Here is an 18,590-nt window from a genome sequence, read left to right as displayed (position 1 = left end):
CCTTGCAGGCTCATGGCTTGCAAGGGTTTTTTTCGTTGCGGCGCGTGCAACGGCCGCTCAGTTGCTGGCCTTGCCGCAACCTGCAGCGCACAGGCCCGAGGCTGCGAACTCCATGGTCCGCCCCGACAGCGGCACGATGACCGGAACCCGCGACGCCTTGATGAAAGCCTCGGTCTTGCTGCCGGGCCGAACCGCGCCATCCACCGTCCCGACCTCGTTGACGTGGGACGCGATCACGGACGCCGGCTTGACTAGTTCGTTGATCACGTAGGCGGCCTCCGCAGGGCCGGTGCTGAAGCCGTCGCCGATGTTCATCACCGCCAGTTTGGCCTTGTAGTAGTCGCGCACCACGCGCTCCTGGTCGGCGGTGATGCCCGTATCGCCCGACAGGTAGGCCACCAGCCCGTTGCTGAAGGTCAGCACGTAGCCGGTTGCCAGGCCGACATCGCCGGCAATGCCGGCCGCCTTCATCGCATCGCCCAACGGGCCGCCGATGTAGTCCGGGTCCACGCCGTTGCTGTGCACGGCCGTCACCGTGGCGATGCGCACGCCGCCCACCGTGACGCTGCCGCCAAAGCGCGCCAGCATCGAGTTGGCGGGGTCGCCCCCATTGGCCTTGAGCTTGGCCGCGAAGAAGGGCGGCATCTCGCTGCCGGTCACGATCTTGGATTTCTTGGCCAGGGCAATGTTCACCGCGCTGGAGTTCGGCATGGCCGAGACCGACATGTCGGGGCTGGCGCAGGTCCCTGAATTGGGGGCTTTGTTGTGCGCATTGCCCACATGGTCGCCATGCATGTGGCTCACGAGGATGATGTCGATCTTCCCGAGGCGCGGGTCGCCAGCACCGGCCACCGTGCGGCCCGGGTCGTAGAGCACGCGCGTGCCGTTGGGGTCCTCGAAGACCAGGGCCCGGTCCTGCGGGCACAGCTCGCCATCGATGCCGCCCAGCGGCGTCACCTTCACGTTCTGGGCCTGGGCCGACAGCGTGGTGGCCAGCAAGAGGGCGGCGGCAGAGAACTTCAAGCGCATGGCATCTCCTCGTTCGGCAGGTGGGCTGGGCTGCGACTGCTGCCATAGCCCCGCAACCCGCAGATTGTGTCACTTACCCTGCACTGGGCCCCAAACGCGCCATGTGCACCTGGTGCAGCGTGATCTTGCGCACCTCGGCCTGGCTGGTCTGGATGTGGGCGCGCAGCAGCATGGCGGCTTGGTCGCCACGGTGGGCGCGGATGGCCTTGAGGATGGTGGCGTGCTCGTCGTAGGTGGCATCGATGCGCGCCTGCTGCGTGAAGTCGAGCCGGCGGATGATGCGGATGCGCTCGGTCACGTCGCGGTGCACGCGCGTCATCTCGGCATTGCCGGCGGCGCGCACCAAAGCGCAGTGGAAGGCTTCGTCCCAGGCCGCCACCTGCAGGGTGTCGGTGCTGCGCTGGTCGGGAGGCACCAGCCAGATGTTGTTGAGTTCGTCGAGCAACCGGTGGTCGACCTGGATGGACTTGAGCGCCCCCGAGCCTTCATCGCACAGGCGGTGCACGGCCGTGGTCTCCAGCACCATGCGCAGGTCGTAGAGCTGCTCGAACTGGTCGAAGTCGAAGGGCAGCACGCGCCAGCCGCTGCGAAACAGCACCTCCACGTAGCCCTCCTGCTGCAGGCGCACCAGGGCCTGGCGCACGGGCGTGCGCGAGACGCCCAGGCGCTCGCAGATCTCGTTCTCGGTGAAGCGGTCGCCCGGCACCAGCTTGAACTCGCCCACATCGCGCTTGAGCTGGGCGTACACATCGTCGGCGCGCGAGCTGCGCACCGGTTTCGTCTTGGAAGGAGGGGAGGCGGGGCGGGGGGTCTGCACAGGGCGACTTTAGCAACTACGGGGCCAGTACCGCGTCGGCCAATGCCGACAGCAGCGCGGCCGATGGGGCGGTCCAGCCGACGATGGCGCCCTGGGCGCGCAGCATCTCGATGGCGGCTGCCTTGAAATGGGGGAAGTAGCTCTCGGTGCAGTCTTCGAGCAACAGGCCATCATAGCCGCGGTCATTGGCCTCGCGCATGCTGGTCTGCACGCAGACCTCGGTGGTCACGCCCATGAAGACCAGGTGGGTGATGCCGCGCGCCTGCAGGGTTTCGTGCAGCCCGGTGGCGTAGAACATGCCCTTGCCGGGCTTGTCGACCACGATCTCTCTGTCCACCGGCGCAAGGGCCGGAATGATCTGGTTGCCCGGCTCGCCCGCCACCAGGATGCGGCCCATGGGCCCCGCGTCGCCGATGCGCAGCTGCGGGTTGCCGCGCAGGCGCTTGGCGGGCGGGCAGTCGGACAGGTCCGGCCGGTGCGATTCGCGCGTGTGCACCACCAGGCCGCCTGCGGAGCGCCAGGCGTGCAGCACGGCCTGGCAGGCCGGCACGATGGCTTCGAGCAGCGATACGTCGTTGCCCAGGGTCTCGCCAAAGCCGCCGGGCTCGATGAAGTCGCGCTGCATGTCGATGATCACCAGCGCGGTGTGCGCCAGCGCAAAGCGAAAGGCGAAAGGGTTGGCGTGGATGGTTGTCAGGCTCATGCGGTGGCCTCCTCGTGTGCTGTGTGGTCGTGGCCGCCGCCCATGTGCGCACCCAGAACATGGCGCTCGGCGGTGGCGGCGGGGGTCTCGTACACGATGCGGCCTTCGCTCATGACGACGATGCGGTCTGCCAGCTCCAGCAGCTCGTCCAGGTCTTCGCTGATGAGCAGCACGGCGCCGCCGCGCTCGCGCACACCGAGGATTCGGCTGTGGATCTCGGCCACGGCGGCGAAGTCCAGGCCGAACACCGGGTTGGCGGCGATCAGCACATTGATCTCGCCCGCCAGCTCGCGCGCCAGCACCGCGCGCTGCACGTTGCCACCCGACAGGCTGCGGATGGGCGCGCCTTCGCCCTGGGTCTTGACGCCGTAGCCGGCGATCCACTCGCGCGCCCGGCTGCGCCAGGCCGAAAAACGCAGCACGCCGCTCCGGGACAGGGGCGGTTGGTCGAAGTCGCGCAGGGCCATGTTCTCGGCCACCGAGAGGTCGCCCACGCAGGCATTGCGCAACGGCTCCTCTGGCAGGCTGCGCACCTTGAGCTCGCGGTTCTGGGCGCGCGTGGCCGTGTACTCCTGGCCCATCACCTGCACCCGGCCTGCCAGGCGCGGGCGCTGGCCCACCAAGGCCTCGACCAGCTCGCGCTGGCCATTGCCAGAGACGCCGGCCACGCCCAGCACCTCGCCCTGGCGCACCGAAAGTGCGAGGCCATGCACGGCCAGCGTGCCGCGGTCGCCCAGGGCCTGCAGGCCTTCCACCTGCAGTGCAACCTCGCCGGGCGGTACAGGTTCATTCGCTGCCGACGCCGCCCTTGGTACGGGAGCGCCCTGCCTTTGCGTGGGAGCGCCTGGCGGTGCAGCGCTGTCCCCCATCATGGCCTGGGCCAGCGCCTGCGGGCCGGTGTCGGCCACGCGGCCGTGGTGCACGGCCTGGCCACGGCGCAGCACGGTCACCGCGTCGGCATAGGCCATCACCTCGCGGAACTTGTGGGTGATGATGACCACGCTGCACTGGCCGCTGCGTGCAAAGGCGCGCACATGGCCCAGCACCTCGTCGGCCTCCTGCGGGGTCAGCACCGAGGTGGGTTCGTCCAGGATCAACAGGCGCGGGCGCAGGTACAGCTGCTTGAGCAACTCAAGCTTCTGCTTCTCTCCGGCGGCCAGCTCCGAGGGGCGTGCGTCCAGGTCCAGCTGGAACGGCGTGGTGGCCAGAAAGGCCTGCAGCTCGGCGCGCTTGGCGCTCCAGTCGATCACGGCCGAGGTCTGGCCGCCGGCCAGCAGCAGGTTCTCGGCCACCGTCATGCCCGGGGCCAGCGTGAAGTGCTGGTAGACCATGCCGATGCCCAGGCTGCGCGCGACGATGGGGTTGGCGATGGCCTGCTCGCGCCCGTCCAGCAGGATGGCGCCTTCCTCGGCCCTCTGGAAGCCCGCCACGCACTTGACAAGGGTGCTCTTGCCCGCGCCGTTCTCGCCCAGCAGGGCGTGCACGCTGCCGGGCTCCACGCGCATGCTCACGCGGTCCATGGCGGTGAAGCTGCCAAAGCGCTTGGTCAGGTTCCAGGTCTCCAGCGCCAATGCACCGGTGCCTGTGGGCAGGGCGCCTATGGGTTGTTCGGGCATGGGAGCTTCCTTTTCCTTCAGGCCAATGCGGCAAGCAGCGCGCTGGAGGGGGCATGTGCACCGAACACTCCGCCCTGCATGGTCACCATGTTCAATGCGGCCTGGTGGTTGGCGGGGTCGGTGGCGGCCGTGCAGTCGGACAGCAGCAGGCACTCGTAGCCGCGGTCGTTGGCCTCGCGCATGGTGGTGTGCACGCAGACATCGGTGGTGATGCCCGCGAGGATCAGGTTCTGCACGCCTGCCAGGCTGAGCACCATGTCCAGGTCGGTGGCGTAGAACGAGCCCTTGCCGGGCTTGTCGATCACCACCTCGCCGGGCAGCGGCGCCAGCTCCGGGATCAGCTCCCAGCCGGGCTCGCCGCGCACCAGGATGCGCCCGCAGGGCCCGGCGTCGCCGATGCCCAGGCCGCCCTTGCCGATCTGGCGCGAACGCCAGCGCTTGTTGGCCGGCAGGTCGGCGAGATCAGGCCGGTGCCCTTCGCGGGTGTGGATGACGCGAAAGCCCTGCGCGCGCAGGGCTGGCAGCAGCCGCTGCAGCGGGGCGATGGGCGCGCGTGTGAGGGCGATGTCGTAGCCCATCACGTCCACATAGCCGCCGATGCCGCAGAAATCGGTCTGCATGTCGATCACGATCAGCGCGGTGTTGTCCGGGCGCAGGTCGCCGTTGTAGGGCCAGTCATAGGGGTTGGCCTGCACGTGGCGGGTGGTGGTGCTGGTCATACAGGAACTTTCTTTTGGAGGCGTATCGGTTGTCCACGGCACTGGAGACTGGCGCTGCCGAAGCCAGTCCCCCCGCGCAAGGGCCGCCCCGCCGCGCTGGGGGCGTCCCCCTCCCGACTCGCGCAGCGAGTCGAGAGAGGGGCTGAGGGCCGAGGCTCCATTCCTGCCTGCGCAGGCTTGGACGTGCCCGAAGAGCCACCGCCTCTGGCGGTGGCACCGAGGCGCGAAGCGACTCAGGGGGAGCTTCATTTCGACAATTCGCCGGGGCTGCCGGCGGCCACGCTGCCGGGCTTGCAGGTCAGCACCAGGATCAGCAGGGTCAGCACATAGGGCACGGTGTTGAACAGGTGGTAGCCCCAGCCCACACCCACCGACTGCAGCGCCGGGCCGATGGCACCGGCCCCGCCGAAAAGCATGGCGGCGACCATGCAGCGCAGCGGGTTCCAGCGCGCGAAGATCACCAGCGCCACGGCGATCAGGCCCTGGCCGCTGGAGATGCCCTCGTTCCAGCTGCCGGGGTAGAACAGGGTGAGTGAGGCCCCGCCCAGCCCGGCGATGAAGCCGCCCGCCGCCGTGGCCGCGATGCGGATGCCGGACACCGAGTAGCCGAGCGCTCGCGTGGCGTTGGCCGAGTCGCCCGCCAGCCGCACCAGCAGGCCCCAGCGCGTGCGCGCAAAGGCCCACCAGAGGGCCACGGCCAGCACGATGCCCAGCGGCAGCAGGGCGTTGACCTGCAGGACCGACTGCACCACCGGCGAGTCGCTCCAGCCGCCCAGCGCCAGCGCCGGGATCTGCGGAGCCTGGGGCTGGATCAGCGGCTTGCCCAGGTAGAAGGCCAGGCCTGTGCCCAGCAGCATCAGCGCGATGCCGGTGGCCACGTCGTTCACGCGCGGCAGCGAGCACAGCACGCCGTGCAGCGTGGCCAGCAGGGCGCCCGCCGTGGCCCCTGCCAACACACCCAGCCAGGGCGAGTCTGTGAGGTAGGCGCCGCCAAAGGCAGTCATGGCCGAGAGCACCAGCACCCCCTCCAGGCCCAGGTTGATGCGGCCGGATTTTTCGGTCAGGCATTCGCCCAGGCTCACGAACAGGAAGGGCACGCCCACGCGCAGGGCCCCGCCCACGATGCCGGCCACCAGGGCAATCCATTGGTCTATCGTCATATGGGCTCCACGTGGGCGGCAGGGGTCGTCGCCTCGGCGGGCCGGCTGCGCCGCTGGGCCCACAGGGCCCGCCAGTCCACGTCGCGCAGCGCCTCGCTGGCCAGGATCAGCACGAAGGCAATGCCCTGCAGCACCATCACCGAGGCATCGGGCAGGCCCAGGCGGCGCTGCAGCAGGCTGCCGGCCGCGCCGAAGCCGCCGAACAGGATGGCGACCGGAATGATGGCCATCGGGTTGTGCCGCGCGATGAAGGCCACGAGGATGCCGGCGTAGCCGTAGCCCGCGATCAGCGCGCCATTGGCATTGGTGTGCACCGCCGCCACCTCCACGGCACCGGCCAGGCCTGCCGCCGCGCCGCCCAGGGCGCAGGCCACCAGGATCAGGCGCGCGGCCGGCAAGCCCACGAGTTGCGCGGCGCGCGGGTTGCCGCCCACCACGCGAATCGAGAAGCCCGAGGCCGTCCAGTGCAGCCACAGGCCCAGCGCCACGCAGGCCAGCACGCCCAGCACCAGGCCCCAGTGCACGTCCGAGCCGGCGATGCCACCGATCAGCAGGCCCGGATCCAGGCTGGGCGTGGCCGGCTTGTTCAGGCTGGCAGGGTCGCGCAGGGCGCCTTCCACGAAGTGCTTGAACAAGCCGATGGCCACATACGACAGCAGCAGGCTGCTGATGGTCTCGTTGATGCCGCGGTACTGGCGCAGCCAGCCCGCCAGCATGATCCACAGCGCGCCGGCCACGGCGCCAGCGGCGCAGGCCAGCACGGTGCCCGCCGCATTGCCGGGCAGGGCCACGGCCATGGGCAGCGCTGCTGCGGCCAGGCCGCCGAGCACCAGCGCCCCCTCGCCCCCGATGATGGTCAGCCCCGCCCGTGCGGGCAGGGCCACGCACAGGGCCGTGAGCATCAGCGGCGCAGAGCGCTGCAGGGTGTTCTGCCACGAGAACCAGTCGCCGAACGCGCCCTTGAACAGCGTGAGCCACATGTCCAGTGGGTTCACGCCCGCGAAGGCGACGAAGCCGCCGAACAGCAGCAGCGCCAGCCCGATGGCGGCGATGGGCAAAAGGACGTCCTTGGCGGCCGAGTGCATGGCAGTCCCTTGCTTAGAACGAGCCGAGGACGCCTTCGACCAGGTAGTCCATCTTTTCCAGCTCCAGGTCGGTCTGCTTGAACGACTTGCCGCTGGCGATGACCTCCTTGCCCTTGTTGTTCTTGAGCGGGCCCTTGAAGATGTCGAAGCCGCCCGCGATCATCTTGGCCTTGGTGTCGTCGGCCTGCTTCTTGGCGGCGTCGCTCACGGCCGGACCGTAGGCGGACATCTTCACAAAGCCTTCCTTCAAGCCCCCGCGCAGGAAGTTGGGGTGCGGCTTGCCGGTGCGGGCCGCCTCGATGATGGTGGTGTACGCCGTGAGCCAGTTCCATTCGGCCCCCGTCAGGTAGGCCTGGGGCGCCAGCTTGGCCTGGCTGGCGTGGTAGCCGCAGACCATCTTGCCGCGCTTGGCTGCGGTTTCGACGATGACCTTGGGGCCATCGACGTGCATGGTGAACACGTCGCAGCCCTGGTCGGCCAGGCTGTTGGTGGCCTCGGCCTCCTTCACGGCCATGGACCAGTCGCCCGTGAAGATCACGCTGCAGGTGATGCCCGGCTTGACCGAGCGCGCGCCGAGGGTGAAGGCGTTGATGTTGCGCAGCACCTGCGGGATGGGCTTGGCGGCGATGAAGGCGATCTTGCCGCTCTTGCTCATGTGGCCGGCCACCACGCCGTTGAGGAACTGGCATTCGTCGATGTAGCCGAAGAAGCTGCCCGCGTTCTTGGGGTGCTTGCCTTCGGTCCACATGCCGCCGCAGTGCGAAAAGCGCACCTCGGGGTACTTGGCGGCCAGCGCCAGCAGGTGCGGGTCGAAGTAGCCGAACGAGGTGGGGAACAGCAGCTTGGCGCCGTCCTGGGCGATCATGCCGGTCATGGTCTTTTGCACGGCGGCGGTCTCGGGCACGTTCTCTTCTTCCACCACCTTGATGCCGGGCATCTTCTTGAGCTCGGCCGCAGCCTGGGCATGGGCCTGGTTGTAGCCGTAGTCGTCGCGCGGGCCGACGTAGATCACGCCCACGGTGAGCGGGGCCTGCGCGCTGGCCTGCAGGGTCCAGCCACCCAGGGTGCCGGCAGCGCCCAGCGCCGCAAGGGCTTGGAGGGATTCGCGGCGGTTCGGATTGGCAAGGCGGGACATGGGTTTCTCGCGTTTCATGGCGGTCCTTTCGGCAGGGTGGTTTTGCAAGGGGGAAAGAGAATCGGGGTCAGTCGAGCAGGCTCACGTGGGCGGCGACAACGCGCCAGCCGGCCTCGGTGCGCAGCCAGGTCTGGCTCTGGCGGCCGGAGCGGGCGCTGCCCTCGCGCTGGAACTCGACGTTGGCGGTGGCGAAGTCGCGGCCGTAGGTGGTGATCACGGTCTTGAGCAGGCGCCGCTGCAGCCCCTGGGCCGGGCGCCCGGCGCGAAAGGACTGTATCTGCGCGTAGCCGTAGAGGTTCTCGGTGGCGCCGTAGCGCAGGGTGTGGGGGCTGTCCCAGAAGAGTTCGTCGAGCACCTGCACCTTGTTGTGCACCAGGGCATCTTCGTAGCGGGCGAACACGGCCTCGACCTCGGCGAGCACCTCGGGCTGATTGATGGTGTAGGGCATGGGAAGGATGGCTTTCACAGGGCGGCGATGGGCGCGCGGCAGATGCCTGCGGCCTCCAGCACGGCGGCGGCGCGCAGCGCCAAGTCTTCGCGCCAGGGCGCAGTGATGATCTGCACGCCGATGGGAAGGCTTGCGTGCGCGCCCCACACCGGCACGGCGCACACCGGCAGCCCGATGCATGAGAGGGGCTGGGTCAGCAGGCCCATGTTTGGGCGCAGCGGCAGATCCCGGCCGTTGAGGTCCAGGCGTTCGGTGCCGATGGGCGTGGCCGCGCAGGGTGTGGCGGGGGCCAGCAGCAGGTCGTAGCGCGACAGCAACCGTGCGGCTTCGTGGGCATAGCGGCTGCGCACGCGCTGGGCGCGTGCCACCCAGGCGGCAGGGATCAGCGCGCCGGCCAGGAAGCGGTCGCGTGACAGGGGCTCGAAGTCGGCTGCGCGTGTGCGCAGGTTGTCGAGGTGCAAGGCCCCAGCCTCCGCATTGGTGATGAGGAAGGCCGCCGCGCGGCCTGCCTCCACCAGCGGCAGCTCCACCGGTTCGGCCTGTGCGCCCAGCGCCTGTGCCACCCGGGCCACGGCGGCGCGCGCCTCGGGCAGGGCATTGTCGGCAAAGTAGCCGCCCAGCACGCCGATGCGCAGGCCGGTGATTCCCTTCTCCAGGTCGTGGGCCACCGGTTCTGCGGGCCGCTGCGCACAACCCGCATCGGTATGTGCAGCAGCCTCCGGGCCCTGCATGGCATCGTAAGCCAGCGCCAGGTCGCGCACGCTGCGTGCCATGGGGCCCAGATGGTCCAGGCTGGAGATGAAGGGAAAGCTGCCCGTGCGCGGCAGCCGCCCGAAGGTGGGCTTGAGGCCGAACACGCCGCACAGCGAAGACGGCACGCGGATGGAGCCATTGGTGTCCGAGCCCAGGGTGATCGGCACCTGGCCGGCGGCCACTGCGGCGCCCGAACCGCCCGAAGAACCACCTGCGATGTGCGCCAGGTCGTGCGGGTTGTGGCAGGCGCCCTCGTGGCTGTTCTCGGTCGTGAAGCCGTAGGCGTACTCGTCCATGTTGAGCGCCCCCACAAGGATGGCGCCCGCTGCCTCCAGGCGCTGCACCAGCAGGCCGTCGGCCCTGGCGGGCGGGCGCTCGCGTTCGATTTTCGAGCCGGCCAGCGTGGTGAGGCCCGCCACATCGAACAGGTTCTTCACGGCAAAGGGCACGCCCAGCAGGGGCAGGGCGGCCTGGGTTCCCGCAGCCAGGCCGGCATCGATGCGCGCGGCACGCGCCAGGGCCCGTGCCCGCAGCACGGCGGTGAAGGCATTGACGCGGGCGTCGGTGTGCTCGATGCGGTCCAGGCAGGCCGTCACCAGCGCGGTGGCGGATACGTCGCGCGCCGCTACGGCCTGTGCCATGCCGGCTGCGCCCTGTTGCCACCAGGGCGCCGTCATGCGCTGCCTCCCTTGGCCGGCAGCACCGGGACGAAGGCCATGGCGGGCTCATCCGTCGCGTCCAGCGGCACGGCGTTGATGGTGTCGGCAAAGCCGCTGGCCAGCGCCAGGTAGCCGAGCACGGCCGCGCGGTGCTCGGGCGCGATGGGCATGCCGACGGCCGTGGCTGCGGCGTCGAGGTAGCGTTCGAGCTCGGCGGCGTTCATCGGCGCACCTCGCGCTGGAAGATCTCCAGGCTGAGCTTCTTCATCGCCACGAAACTCGGCTCGCTGAGCGTGGCCAGGGTGCGCGGGCGCGCGTCCTCGTAGTGCAGGATCTCGGCCACGCGCGTGGGGCGCTTGGTCAGCAGCAGCACCTCGTCGGCCAGGTAGACGGCTTCTTCCAGGTCGTGCGAGACCAGCAGCATGGTGGTGCCGGTCTGCATGAACACCTCCTGCAGCTTCTCGCGGATGAACAGCGTCATCTCGAAGTCGAGTGCCGAGAACGGCTCGTCGAGGAACAGCACTTCGGGGTTGGGCGCCAGTGCGCGCATGATGGAGGCCGTCTGCTGCTGCCCGCCCGAGAGCTCGTAGGGGTAGCGGTTCAAATCGAACTTCACGTCGAACGAGGCCACCAGCTCGGCCATGCGGCGGTCCACCTCGGCCTTGCTCTTGCCTTCGAGCTTGAGCGGGTAGGCGATGTTGTCGATGGTGCGCATCCACGGGAACATCGCTTCGCGGTAGTTCTGGAAGACATAGCCGATCTTGGTGTCCTTGAGGCTCTTGCCGTCGAACAGGATCTCGCCGCGGTCGATGGGCACGAGGCCGGCGATCATGTTGATCAGCGTGCTCTTGCCGCAGCCGTTGGGGCCGAACACCGAGACGATCTTGTGCTTGGGGATGTCGAGGTCGAAGTCCTCGTACAGCGGCCAGCCGGCGAAGTATTTGGTCAGGCCGCGGATGGTGATGTGCGTGCCTGCCGGGCCGGGCGTGAAGCTGCGCTGAGGTACGTCGGCGTACACGGGTCCATTGACGACGGTGTTCATCGGCCGCTCCAGTGAACGATCTTGCGTTCGGCGATCAGAAAGAGGATGTTCAGCGCATAGCCCAGGGCGCCAGCAGCCAGGATGGCGGCGTACATGCTCTTGACGTTGAGCACCTGCTGCGCATCGATGATGCGGTGGCCCAGCCCGTTGTCCGAGCCGATGAACATCTCGGCCACGATCACGATGACCAGCGCCATCGACACGGCCGAGCGCAGGCCGACGAAGGTGGGCTGCAGGCTTTCCCAGATCAGCACGTCCTTGAAGATCTGCCAGCGCGATGCCCCCATGACGCGCGCCGCCATCACGCGCTGCTTGCGGGCGTTGATGACGCCATAGGCGCTGTTGAAGATCACGATCAAAAAGGCGCCGAACGCGGCGATGGCCACCTTGTTCACGTCCGACACGCCGAAGATCAGGAGGAACAGCGGGATCAGTGCCGACGAAGGCGTGGAGCGAAAGAAGTCGATCAGGAATTCGACGCTGCGGTAGGCGCGCTCGTTGCTGCCCAGCAGCACTCCGAGCGGCACGCCGATCACGGCCGCGATCAGGAAGGCCTGCACCGTGCGCCAGACGGTCACCGCGAAGTCGAGCAGCAGCGGCCCGCCCGCCAGGCCGGTGACCAGCGTGAGCACGGTGGCGCCGGGTGGCGGCAGCAGGATGGGCTTGATGAAGCCCAGCCGCACCACCAGGTCCCAGAGGATGAACAGGGCCAGCGGCCCGACGAAGGGCAGCAGCCTGTCCCAGGCGGGTGTCTTGGGCACGGCGGATGCCGCCTTGCCCGCGGGCGGCGGCCAGGCGCCGGCGGTGGTGGAGGTGGTTTCGGCCATGGCGCGCCCCTTCAGGCCTTGTAGATCAGGCTGTCGACCACGACCTTCTTCTCGAAGATGCCCTTTTCGGTGAACAGGTCGTAGAACTTCTGGAAGTACGCCAGGTCGCTGGGCTTGAACTCGTTGTGCAGCATGTACGAGGCCAGCGGCACCTCGGCCGTGAGTGCGCCTTCGATGGCGGTGTAGCCCTTCATGAACTGCCGTGCCTCGTCGGGCTTGGTGCGCACCAGCTCGATGCCGCGGGCGTAGGCGGCGATGAACTTTTTGGCCACCTCGGGGTTCTTCTTGATGAATTCGCTGGTCAGGCTGGCCGCGCCGCCGTGCCAGGGCGCCATCGCGTCGCCCAGGATGTACCTGGCCACCACGCCCGATTCGATGATGCGCGTGGTGCCGTTCATGCGGCCGATGGTGCCCGTGGGCTCCAGGGTGTAGCAGGCGTCGACCTGGCCGGCCACGATGGAGGCGATGTGCTGGCCGATGGGCAGCTCGGTCACGGTGGCACCCGTCGCGCCAGCACGCTCCAGCATGGTCTTGCACAGCGTCATGTTCTGGATACCGGGGCCCGAGGCGACCTTCTTGCCCTTGAGGTCGGCCATGGTCTTGATGGCGCTGTCCTTGCCGGTGATGAACTGGTCGAGCACGAACTTGGCGTTGCTCGGGTTGGTGGCGAAGATCTTGAACAGGCCCGGCTGGGCGATCTCGCCGATGGCCAGGTTGGCCGAGCCGGTGCCGTTGGAGCTGCCGTCGGAGCGGCCCGAGAGCATGGCCTCCATCACCTGCTGGGCACCCGCGAACTTGAGCGGCTCCACCTCCAGGCCGGCTTCCTTGAAATAGCCTTTCTCCACCGCAGCGAAAAAGGGCAGCCCTGCCGCCACGGGCCAGAAGCCGATGCGGACCTTGAGGCCGGCCTGGGCCCGCACCAGGGCAGGGGCTGCGAGCATGCCCAGCGTGGCGGCCGAGGCCGTGAGGACGCGGCGGCGCGACGTACCGGTGGAGGTGCCGGTGGAAGGGGTGGAACTGTGGGATGTCATGGCAGGCTCCTGCAGCAAGGTTGAAAGGTGAGGGGATGGAAGGGGCATGGGTCAGTTGCCAGCCTTGAGGGACGCGATGTACGCCCGCCAGCCGCCGAAGCTGCTGATGTCGCGCGCACCGGCCAGCGCCAGCGGTTCGCAGATGAAGCCCTGCACGCTGCTGCCGTCGGCCAGGGTGAGGGTGCCTATGCCCAGGGGTTGCGGGATCAGCGCGACGAAGCTGCCGTAGTGGGCGGCGGGCATGCGCCACACCTCGACCGCGATGCGCGTGCCCTGGCCCGGCGCCACGCGCAGCAGGCCGGGCTTGGGCGGCTCGGTGCCGGGCAGGGCGTAGAGCTGGTAGTCGGCGGCTGTCTCGGTCGCCAGCTCCAGCGTGGCGCCGCGTTCGGTGAGCTGGCCGTTGAGCGGCATGCCGCTCAGGTGGGCTCCGACCACGGCGACCCTTACGGTGGCAGGCGCCTGCATCCCCGCGATGGGCTGGGGCGCGGGCAAAGGCGTGTTGCCGGCGGCCTGGGGCAGGCCGGTGGCATGGTGGTAGCGCTGGCCCAGCTCGGCCAGTTGCCAGTCGCTGCCGCAGGGGCCGATCAGCGTGATGCCAAAGGGTAGGCCGTCGGCGCGCAGGCTGCTGGGCACCGAGATGGCGGCATAGTCGAGCAGGTTGACGAAGTTGGTGTACGCCCCCAGGTTGCGGTTGAGCACTACCGGGTCGGCCTGCATGGCGGCAATGGTGTAGTGCGTGGGGGCCGTGGGCACCAGCAACACATCGATGGCCTCGGGGCCCTGCCACATCGGTGCCACCTGCTGGCCCAGGGCGCGCAGCCGGGTCTGGGCGTCGCACAGGTCGGCCGCGCTGTAGCTGCGTCCGCTGGCCAGGATGCTGCGCACCGGCTCCACCACCTGGTCTTCATGCGCATCGAAGAAGCCGCGCACGGCGGCATAGCGCTCGGCGACCAGGGCGCTTTCATAAAGCAGGGCCGCAGCCTGGGCCAGCGGCGCGTAGGGGATGGACACCGGCGTGCCGCCCAGGGCTTGCAGTTGCGCCACGGCCTCGGCGAAGGCGGCCTTTGCCGCGCTGTCGCCAAAGAACTCCAGCACGTCGGGCACGCCGAAGCGGAAGGCGGCGGGCAGCGGCTGGCTGGCCAGGGCCAGTTGCCGGCCATAGGGGTCTTGCGCGTCATAGCCCTGTGCGACCTGCAGCACCCGGGCCGCCACGTCCACCGTGCGCGCGAAGATGGAGACACAGTCGGCGCTCTGCGCGGCCGGCACCACGCCCCGGGCGCTGACCAGGCCCTTGGTCGGCTTGATGCCCACGATGTTGTTCAGCCCGGCGGGCACGCGGCCCGAGCCGGCCGTGTCGGTGCCCAGCGCGAAATCCACCTGCCCGGTGGCCACCACATAGGCAGAGCCCGAGCTGGAGCCGCCCGACACGTAGGCGGGGTCCAGCGCATTGGGCACCGCGCCATGCGGCGAGCGGGTGCCGTTGAGGCCGCAGGCGAACTGGTCCAGGTTGGTCTTGCCCACCAGCGTTGCCCCGGCGTCGAGCAGGCGCTGTACCACCGCCGCATGGGCCGTGGCCGTGTAGGCAAAGGCAGGGCAGGCGGCGGACGTGGGGTAGCCCGCCACGTCGATGTTGTCCTTGACCGCAAAGCGCAGGCCGCTCAGCGGGCCGCCACGCCTGCCGGCGATGGCGGGCTCGCAGCGCACCAGCCAGGCCTGCTCGGCCAGCGGTAGGGGCTTTGAACCGTCAGGCACAGGAGGAAATTCGGCCACCAGGGAGTTTGTTGCTTGCACCATTTTGAAGAATTCAATCTTGGATACAAGAAGAGATGCAAGCGCTGTGCCAGGGCGGCCGGGCCCGCAGCGAATTGGCAAGGCCGATGTGCTGCAGGGGGGTAGTCCGGCGAGAACCACCTTGCGCTCAAAGGGAAGCCTGTGGCTCTTGGGCCCGGACCCGGTCTGGTGTCGGCGCTTGAAGCGCGGCACGTGCGGCCGGCTGCCGGCGCTGCCTGATGCCAGCTTTTGCTGCGGTCTGGTGCATGGGCAGCGTTTCGAGCGGTGTGGGACGCGCTAAAGTGGTGAGCCCTGCCGGCCTCCGTGGGTTGCATCGACGGACGCGGGCAAAACCATTTCCTGTCTGTGCCCGCATGATTTCCTTCCACAACCCCTTGCACCACCGGCATGCGCCGGTCCATGAGTTCTACCGTGGCGAGCGCGTTCCGTGCTTCGAGAAGCCGGTGCGCGCCCAGTACGTCGAGGATGCGCTGCGCGAGCGTGGCCATGGCCTGCTGGTGCCCGACGTGGACAGCACGCCCGTGCTGGCCCAGGTCCATGCGGCGCGCTACCTGGCTTTTTTGCAGAGCGCATGGCAGCAGTGGCTGGCGCTGGATCCAGCCAACGCCTCGGTCCAGCCCTTTCCTTCGGTGTGGCCGGTGCGCAGCCTGCGCAGCGACGTGGAGCCGGACAACTTCGTGGCCAGGCTGGGCCTGTACTCCATGGACAACGGCACGCCCATGGCCGAGGGCACCTGGGAGGCCGCCAAGGCCGGTGCCGATGCCGCCGCCAGTGCCGCAGCCCGTGTGGCCCAGGGCGTGCGCGCGGCGTTCTGCTGCACGCGCCCGCCGGGCCACCATGCCGGCCCCGACTTCATGGGTGGCTACTGCTTCCTCAACAACGCCGCTGTGGCGGCCCAGTGGCTGCGCAACCAGGGCAGCCAGCGTGTGGCCCTGCTGGACGTGGACTACCACCACGGCAATGGCACGCAGAGCATCTTCTATGACCGGGCCGACGTGTTGTTCATCAGCCTGCATGGCGACCCGCGCACCGAGTACCCGTTCTACCTGGGCCATGCCGATGAAACCGGCGAAGGCGAGGGCACGGGTTTCAACCTCAATCTGCCGCTGCCTGCGGGCACCACGGCCGATGAGTGGTTCGCGGCCCTGGAGCAGGCCTGCGTGCGGATTGCGCAGTACCAGGCGGACACGCTGGTGGTCTCGCTCGGGCTCGACGCGTTCGAGGACGACCCGATTTCGAAGTTCGCGCTCAAGACCTCGGACTTCACGCGCCTGGGCGAGCGCCTGGCGGCCCTGGGGTTGCCCACAGTGTTCGTGCTGGAAGGCGGCTACGCGGCGGCGGAGCTGGGCAACAACGCCGTGAACGTGCTCGACGGCTTCGACCAAGCGGCTGCGCGGTGAGTGAAGCGGTTGACTGCGTGGTGGTGGGCGCCGGCGTGGTGGGTCTGGCCGTGGCCCGTGCGCTGGCCTTGCAGGGGCGCGAGGTGATGGTGCTGGAGGCGGCCGATGCCATCGGCACCGGCACCAGTTCGCGCAACAGCGAGGTCATCCACGCCGGGCTGTACTACGCCACGGGCTCGCTCAAGGCGCGGCTGTGCGTGCAGGGGCGCGATCTGCTGTACGCCTACTGCGCCGAGCGCAGCGTGCCCCACCGGCGCTGCGGCAAGCTGATCGTGGCCACGTCCCCAGAACAGATCCCCGCGCTGCAGGGCATCGAGGCACGCGCCCGTGCCAATGGCGTCAATGACCTGCAGTGGCTCAATGCGGCGGCCGCACAGGCGCTGGAGCCCGCGCTGCAGTGCGTGGCGGCCCTGTACTCGCCCAGCACGGGCATCGTCGACAGCCATGCGCTGATGCTGGCCCTGCAGGGCGACCTGGAGCATGCGGGCGGCCTGGTGGCGCTCAACTCGCCGCTGGCCCACGCCCGCTGCACGGCCGAAGGCATCCACCTGCAGGCCGTCGATGGCACCGAACTGCTGGCGCGCACGGTGGTCAATGCGGCAGGTCTCGCTGCGCCCGGCCTGGCACGGCGCTTCGAGGGCCTGGACGCCCGCCATGTGCCCATGCCGCACTACGCCAAGGGCAGCTATTTCACCCTGGCGGGGCGGGCGCCCTTCAGCCGCCTGGTCTACCCCGCGCCCGAGGCCGCCGGCCTGGGCGTGCACCTGACGCTGGACATGGGCGGGCAGGCCCGTTTCGGCCCCGACGTGCAGTGGGTGGACGACCCAGCCGACCTGCAGGTGGACCCTGCCCGGGGCGATGCCTTCTACGCCGAGGTGCGCAAGTACTGGCCTGGCCTCAAGGACGGCGCGTTGGTTCCAGGCTATGCCGGCATGCGCCCCAAGATCAGCGCACCGGGCGAGCCCGCCGCAGACTTCGTGGTCCAGGGGGCAGCGGTGCATGGCGTGCCGGGACTCGTGAATCTGTTCGGCATCGAGTCGCCGGGGTTGACCAGTTCACTGGCCATCGGCGCGTGCGTGGTAGCGCTGTGATGCGTGTCAACTCCATGCCAGTCGTAAGCCATTGCGTCCAAGTCCTACAAGGGTTTTGGCGATGTGTCCGCTAAGATAATACTGAGCGCCACATCATTGGCCGGTAGGCGGACAGGGGATGTGATTTTTTCTTTTGTACACAGAAAGGTTTGCCATATGAGCGTTTCCGACTCCATCTCTACGACCCAGGCCGATCTGGAAAAACTCGTCTCTGATCTGCGCGGCCTGCTTTCGAGCAAAGACCTTGATTCCGTGCCAGACATCAAGCTGTTGCGCCAGAAGCTGGACGACGGCCTGCAGACCGCCCGTGAATCGGCTGTCCGCGCTGCACAGGATGCCGCCCGCCAAGCCAAGGACGCTGCCCTGGCTGCGGACCGCTATGCCCACGACGAACCCTGGCGCGTGGCCGGTGCGGCACTGGCCGTCGGCGCCCTGGTCGGCTTTCTGCTGGCCCGCCGCTGAAACGGCTGTGCACTGAAATGCAACAGACACCGCTTGTCTCCACTTTGTAGAACCCAAGGACACTGATGAACTGGCTTGCTCTTCTGGGCCTGGATGCGCTGGTCGCGCGCTGGCGCGCGAATGTCATAGAAGGGGCCATTGCAGCCGAAGACCGGATGGACCTGGCCCGCCTGGAATGGCAGGACCAGAAGCAGCGCCTGCAACAACTGCTGGTGCTGACCATCCTGGTCGGTGGGCTCACAGTGGTGGCACTCATCATGCTGTCCATGGCGGTGCTGGTGCATTTCTGGGATACCGAACACCGCGTGCTGGTGGGCTGGCTGGTGGCCGGCGCCTGGCTGCTGGGCTGGGGCGGCACGCTGCTCAGCCTCGTGTCCGTTGCGAAACGGGCTGGCAACGGCTTTGCGCTGACCCGCCAGGAGCTGGCCCAGGACTGGCGCGACATCAAGGAGCGCCTGTGATGGCTGCCGACAACCAAGCCTTTGTTCCCGAACCCACGGCCGAGCAGCAGCGCGTGCTCGACCGCATTGCCAAGCAGCGCGAGCGCATCCGCGCGCGGCGCATCGCGCGCGCCCAAGCGGTGGCGCTGGCCCAGTCCACGCAACAGGCCTCCTCGGAGGAGCCGTTTGCGCTGCGGGCAGCAGCCTTTGCCAAGCAGCACCCGGCTGCGGTGGCTGCCCTGGTGGGTGTGGCCCTGGTAGCAGGGCCGCGCCGGCTGGTCCGCTGGGTGGGCCTGGCGATGCCGCTGGTCGCCCGGCTGCGGCCCTTCCTGGTGCGCAGGGCCTGACGGTCTCCTTCAGGTAGCTTCGGAACAGATCCGGG

Annotated in this window: 20 protein-coding genes; 5 read left to right on the top strand and 15 right to left on the bottom strand. The window is 68.8% G+C overall.

Features of this window, described 5'->3' with window-relative positions; all coding sequences use genetic code 11:
- Window positions 1–57: 57 nt before the first annotated feature.
- From QYL93_RS06770 to atzF, 15 genes are all read right to left on the bottom strand, one after another.
- Entirely contained in the window at window positions 58–1,029 is a 972-nt protein-coding gene (locus tag QYL93_RS06770; RefSeq protein ID WP_305742941.1) for an MBL fold metallo-hydrolase, read from the bottom strand.
- 73 nt (window positions 1,030–1,102) lie between these two features.
- A complete protein-coding gene (locus QYL93_RS06765) occupies window positions 1,103–1,846 on the bottom strand; it encodes a GntR family transcriptional regulator (protein WP_305742940.1) in 744 nt (247 codons plus the stop codon).
- A 16-nt stretch (window positions 1,847–1,862) separates the two neighbouring features.
- Window positions 1,863–2,549 carry a cysteine hydrolase family protein gene (locus tag QYL93_RS06760; protein WP_305742939.1) on the bottom strand — a complete coding sequence of 229 codons (687 nt, stop codon included), beginning with the start codon at window positions 2,547–2,549 and terminating at the stop codon, window positions 1,863–1,865.
- Window positions 2,546–4,165: an ABC transporter ATP-binding protein gene (locus QYL93_RS06755; RefSeq protein WP_305742938.1), complete on the bottom strand. Its 1,620-nt coding sequence runs from the start codon at window positions 4,163–4,165 to the stop codon at window positions 2,546–2,548. The genes QYL93_RS06760 and QYL93_RS06755 overlap by 4 nt, the downstream gene beginning before the upstream one ends.
- A gap of 17 nt (window positions 4,166–4,182) precedes the next feature.
- Window positions 4,183–4,884: a cysteine hydrolase family protein gene (locus QYL93_RS06750; RefSeq protein ID WP_305742937.1), complete on the bottom strand. Its 702-nt coding sequence runs from the start codon at window positions 4,882–4,884 to the stop codon at window positions 4,183–4,185.
- A 245-nt stretch (window positions 4,885–5,129) separates the two neighbouring features.
- Window positions 5,130–6,044 carry an ABC transporter permease gene (locus QYL93_RS06745; RefSeq protein ID WP_305742936.1) on the bottom strand — a complete coding sequence of 305 codons (915 nt, stop codon included), beginning with the start codon at window positions 6,042–6,044 and terminating at the stop codon, window positions 5,130–5,132.
- The gene (locus QYL93_RS06740) at window positions 6,041–7,129 is read right to left on the bottom strand and encodes an ABC transporter permease (RefSeq protein WP_305742935.1); all 1,089 of its coding nucleotides are present in this window, start codon (window positions 7,127–7,129) and stop codon (window positions 6,041–6,043) included. Before QYL93_RS06740 ends, QYL93_RS06745 begins: the two co-directional genes overlap by 4 nt.
- A 13-nt stretch (window positions 7,130–7,142) precedes the next feature.
- On the bottom strand, window positions 7,143–8,282 hold the full coding sequence (locus QYL93_RS06735; RefSeq protein WP_370876947.1) for a BMP family ABC transporter substrate-binding protein: 1,140 nt from the start codon (window positions 8,280–8,282) through the stop codon (window positions 7,143–7,145).
- A gap of 49 nt (window positions 8,283–8,331) precedes the next feature.
- Window positions 8,332–8,712, bottom strand: a complete 381-nt coding sequence (hpxZ, locus tag QYL93_RS06730; protein ID WP_305743235.1) for an oxalurate catabolism protein HpxZ — start codon at window positions 8,710–8,712, stop codon at window positions 8,332–8,334.
- Window positions 8,713–8,726: 14 nt separating this feature from the next.
- Window positions 8,727–10,142: an AtzE family amidohydrolase gene (locus tag QYL93_RS06725; RefSeq protein ID WP_305742934.1), complete on the bottom strand. Its 1,416-nt coding sequence runs from the start codon at window positions 10,140–10,142 to the stop codon at window positions 8,727–8,729.
- Window positions 10,139–10,348: a DUF4089 domain-containing protein gene (locus QYL93_RS06720; protein WP_305742933.1), complete on the bottom strand. Its 210-nt coding sequence runs from the start codon at window positions 10,346–10,348 to the stop codon at window positions 10,139–10,141. Before QYL93_RS06720 ends, QYL93_RS06725 begins: the two co-directional genes overlap by 4 nt.
- Window positions 10,345–11,166 carry an ABC transporter ATP-binding protein gene (locus QYL93_RS06715; RefSeq protein WP_305742932.1) on the bottom strand — a complete coding sequence of 274 codons (822 nt, stop codon included), beginning with the start codon at window positions 11,164–11,166 and terminating at the stop codon, window positions 10,345–10,347. Before QYL93_RS06715 ends, QYL93_RS06720 begins: the two co-directional genes overlap by 4 nt.
- Window positions 11,163–11,993 (bottom strand): ABC transporter permease, encoded by an 831-nt coding sequence (locus tag QYL93_RS06710; RefSeq protein ID WP_305742931.1) that lies wholly within the window; start codon window positions 11,991–11,993, stop codon window positions 11,163–11,165. Before QYL93_RS06710 ends, QYL93_RS06715 begins: the two co-directional genes overlap by 4 nt.
- Window positions 11,994–12,004: 11 nt before the next feature.
- Window positions 12,005–13,024, bottom strand: coding sequence for an ABC transporter substrate-binding protein (locus QYL93_RS06705; protein ID WP_305742930.1), 1,020 nt, complete (start codon window positions 13,022–13,024; stop codon window positions 12,005–12,007).
- Between the two features lie 51 nt (window positions 13,025–13,075).
- A complete protein-coding gene (gene atzF, locus QYL93_RS06700; RefSeq protein ID WP_305742929.1) occupies window positions 13,076–14,818 on the bottom strand; it encodes an allophanate hydrolase in 1,743 nt (580 codons plus the stop codon).
- Window positions 14,819–15,168: 350 nt separating this feature from the next.
- On the opposite strand from atzF, the gene QYL93_RS06695 reads away from it, so the two are divergent.
- From QYL93_RS06695 to QYL93_RS06675, 5 genes are all read left to right on the top strand, one after another.
- The gene (locus tag QYL93_RS06695; RefSeq protein WP_305742928.1) at window positions 15,169–16,215 is read left to right on the top strand and encodes a histone deacetylase family protein; all 1,047 of its coding nucleotides are present in this window, start codon (window positions 15,169–15,171) and stop codon (window positions 16,213–16,215) included.
- Entirely contained in the window at window positions 16,212–17,306 is a 1,095-nt protein-coding gene (locus QYL93_RS06690) for an NAD(P)/FAD-dependent oxidoreductase (RefSeq protein ID WP_305742927.1), read from the top strand. Before QYL93_RS06695 ends, QYL93_RS06690 begins: the two co-directional genes overlap by 4 nt.
- A 156-nt stretch (window positions 17,307–17,462) precedes the next feature.
- Window positions 17,463–17,768 (top strand): DUF883 family protein, encoded by a 306-nt coding sequence (locus QYL93_RS06685; RefSeq protein WP_305742926.1) that lies wholly within the window; start codon window positions 17,463–17,465, stop codon window positions 17,766–17,768.
- 65 nt (window positions 17,769–17,833) lie between these two features.
- Window positions 17,834–18,229 carry a phage holin family protein gene (locus QYL93_RS06680; protein ID WP_305742925.1) on the top strand — a complete coding sequence of 132 codons (396 nt, stop codon included), beginning with the start codon at window positions 17,834–17,836 and terminating at the stop codon, window positions 18,227–18,229.
- Window positions 18,229–18,555, top strand: a complete 327-nt coding sequence (locus QYL93_RS06675; protein WP_305742924.1) for a hypothetical protein — start codon at window positions 18,229–18,231, stop codon at window positions 18,553–18,555. The genes QYL93_RS06680 and QYL93_RS06675 overlap by 1 nt, the downstream gene beginning before the upstream one ends.
- Window positions 18,556–18,590 lie beyond the last annotated feature (35 nt).

Source organism: Acidovorax sp. A1169, from assembly GCF_030704685.1.
GTDB lineage: Bacteria > Pseudomonadota > Gammaproteobacteria > Burkholderiales > Burkholderiaceae_C > Acidovorax.
The sequence above is the reverse complement of the archived record's forward strand: the minus strand, read 5'-3'. Positions and strand labels throughout refer to the sequence as shown.

Bases quoted from the DNA above. Each gene is read 5' to 3' on its own strand.
- QYL93_RS06755 (WP_305742938.1), bottom strand. From the start codon at position 4,165: ATGCCCGAACAACCCATAGGCGCCCTGCCCACAGGCACCGGTGCATTG.
- QYL93_RS06685 (WP_305742926.1), top strand. From the start codon at position 17,463: ATGAGCGTTTCCGACTCCATCTCTACGACCCAGGCCGATCTGGAAAAA.
- QYL93_RS06680 (WP_305742925.1), top strand. From the start codon at position 17,834: ATGAACTGGCTTGCTCTTCTGGGCCTGGATGCGCTGGTCGCGCGCTGG.
- QYL93_RS06720 (WP_305742933.1), bottom strand. From the start codon at position 10,348: ATGAACGCCGCCGAGCTCGAACGCTACCTCGACGCCGCAGCCACGGCC.
- hpxZ (WP_305743235.1), bottom strand. From the start codon at position 8,712: ATGCCCTACACCATCAATCAGCCCGAGGTGCTCGCCGAGGTCGAGGCC.
- QYL93_RS06715 (WP_305742932.1), bottom strand. From the start codon at position 11,166: ATGAACACCGTCGTCAATGGACCCGTGTACGCCGACGTACCTCAGCGC.
- QYL93_RS06705 (WP_305742930.1), bottom strand. From the start codon at position 13,024: ATGACATCCCACAGTTCCACCCCTTCCACCGGCACCTCCACCGGTACG.
- QYL93_RS06675 (WP_305742924.1), top strand. From the start codon at position 18,229: ATGGCTGCCGACAACCAAGCCTTTGTTCCCGAACCCACGGCCGAGCAG.
- QYL93_RS06745 (WP_305742936.1), bottom strand. From the start codon at position 6,044: ATGACGATAGACCAATGGATTGCCCTGGTGGCCGGCATCGTGGGCGGG.
- atzF (WP_305742929.1), bottom strand. From the start codon at position 14,818: ATGGTGCAAGCAACAAACTCCCTGGTGGCCGAATTTCCTCCTGTGCCT.
- QYL93_RS06735 (WP_370876947.1), bottom strand. From the start codon at position 8,282: ATGAAACGCGAGAAACCCATGTCCCGCCTTGCCAATCCGAACCGCCGC.
- QYL93_RS06750 (WP_305742937.1), bottom strand. From the start codon at position 4,884: ATGACCAGCACCACCACCCGCCACGTGCAGGCCAACCCCTATGACTGG.
- QYL93_RS06770 (WP_305742941.1), bottom strand. From the start codon at position 1,029: ATGCGCTTGAAGTTCTCTGCCGCCGCCCTCTTGCTGGCCACCACGCTG.
- QYL93_RS06740 (WP_305742935.1), bottom strand. From the start codon at position 7,129: ATGCACTCGGCCGCCAAGGACGTCCTTTTGCCCATCGCCGCCATCGGG.
- QYL93_RS06760 (WP_305742939.1), bottom strand. From the start codon at position 2,549: ATGAGCCTGACAACCATCCACGCCAACCCTTTCGCCTTTCGCTTTGCG.
- QYL93_RS06725 (WP_305742934.1), bottom strand. From the start codon at position 10,142: ATGACGGCGCCCTGGTGGCAACAGGGCGCAGCCGGCATGGCACAGGCC.
- QYL93_RS06695 (WP_305742928.1), top strand. From the start codon at position 15,169: ATGATTTCCTTCCACAACCCCTTGCACCACCGGCATGCGCCGGTCCAT.
- QYL93_RS06710 (WP_305742931.1), bottom strand. From the start codon at position 11,993: ATGGCCGAAACCACCTCCACCACCGCCGGCGCCTGGCCGCCGCCCGCG.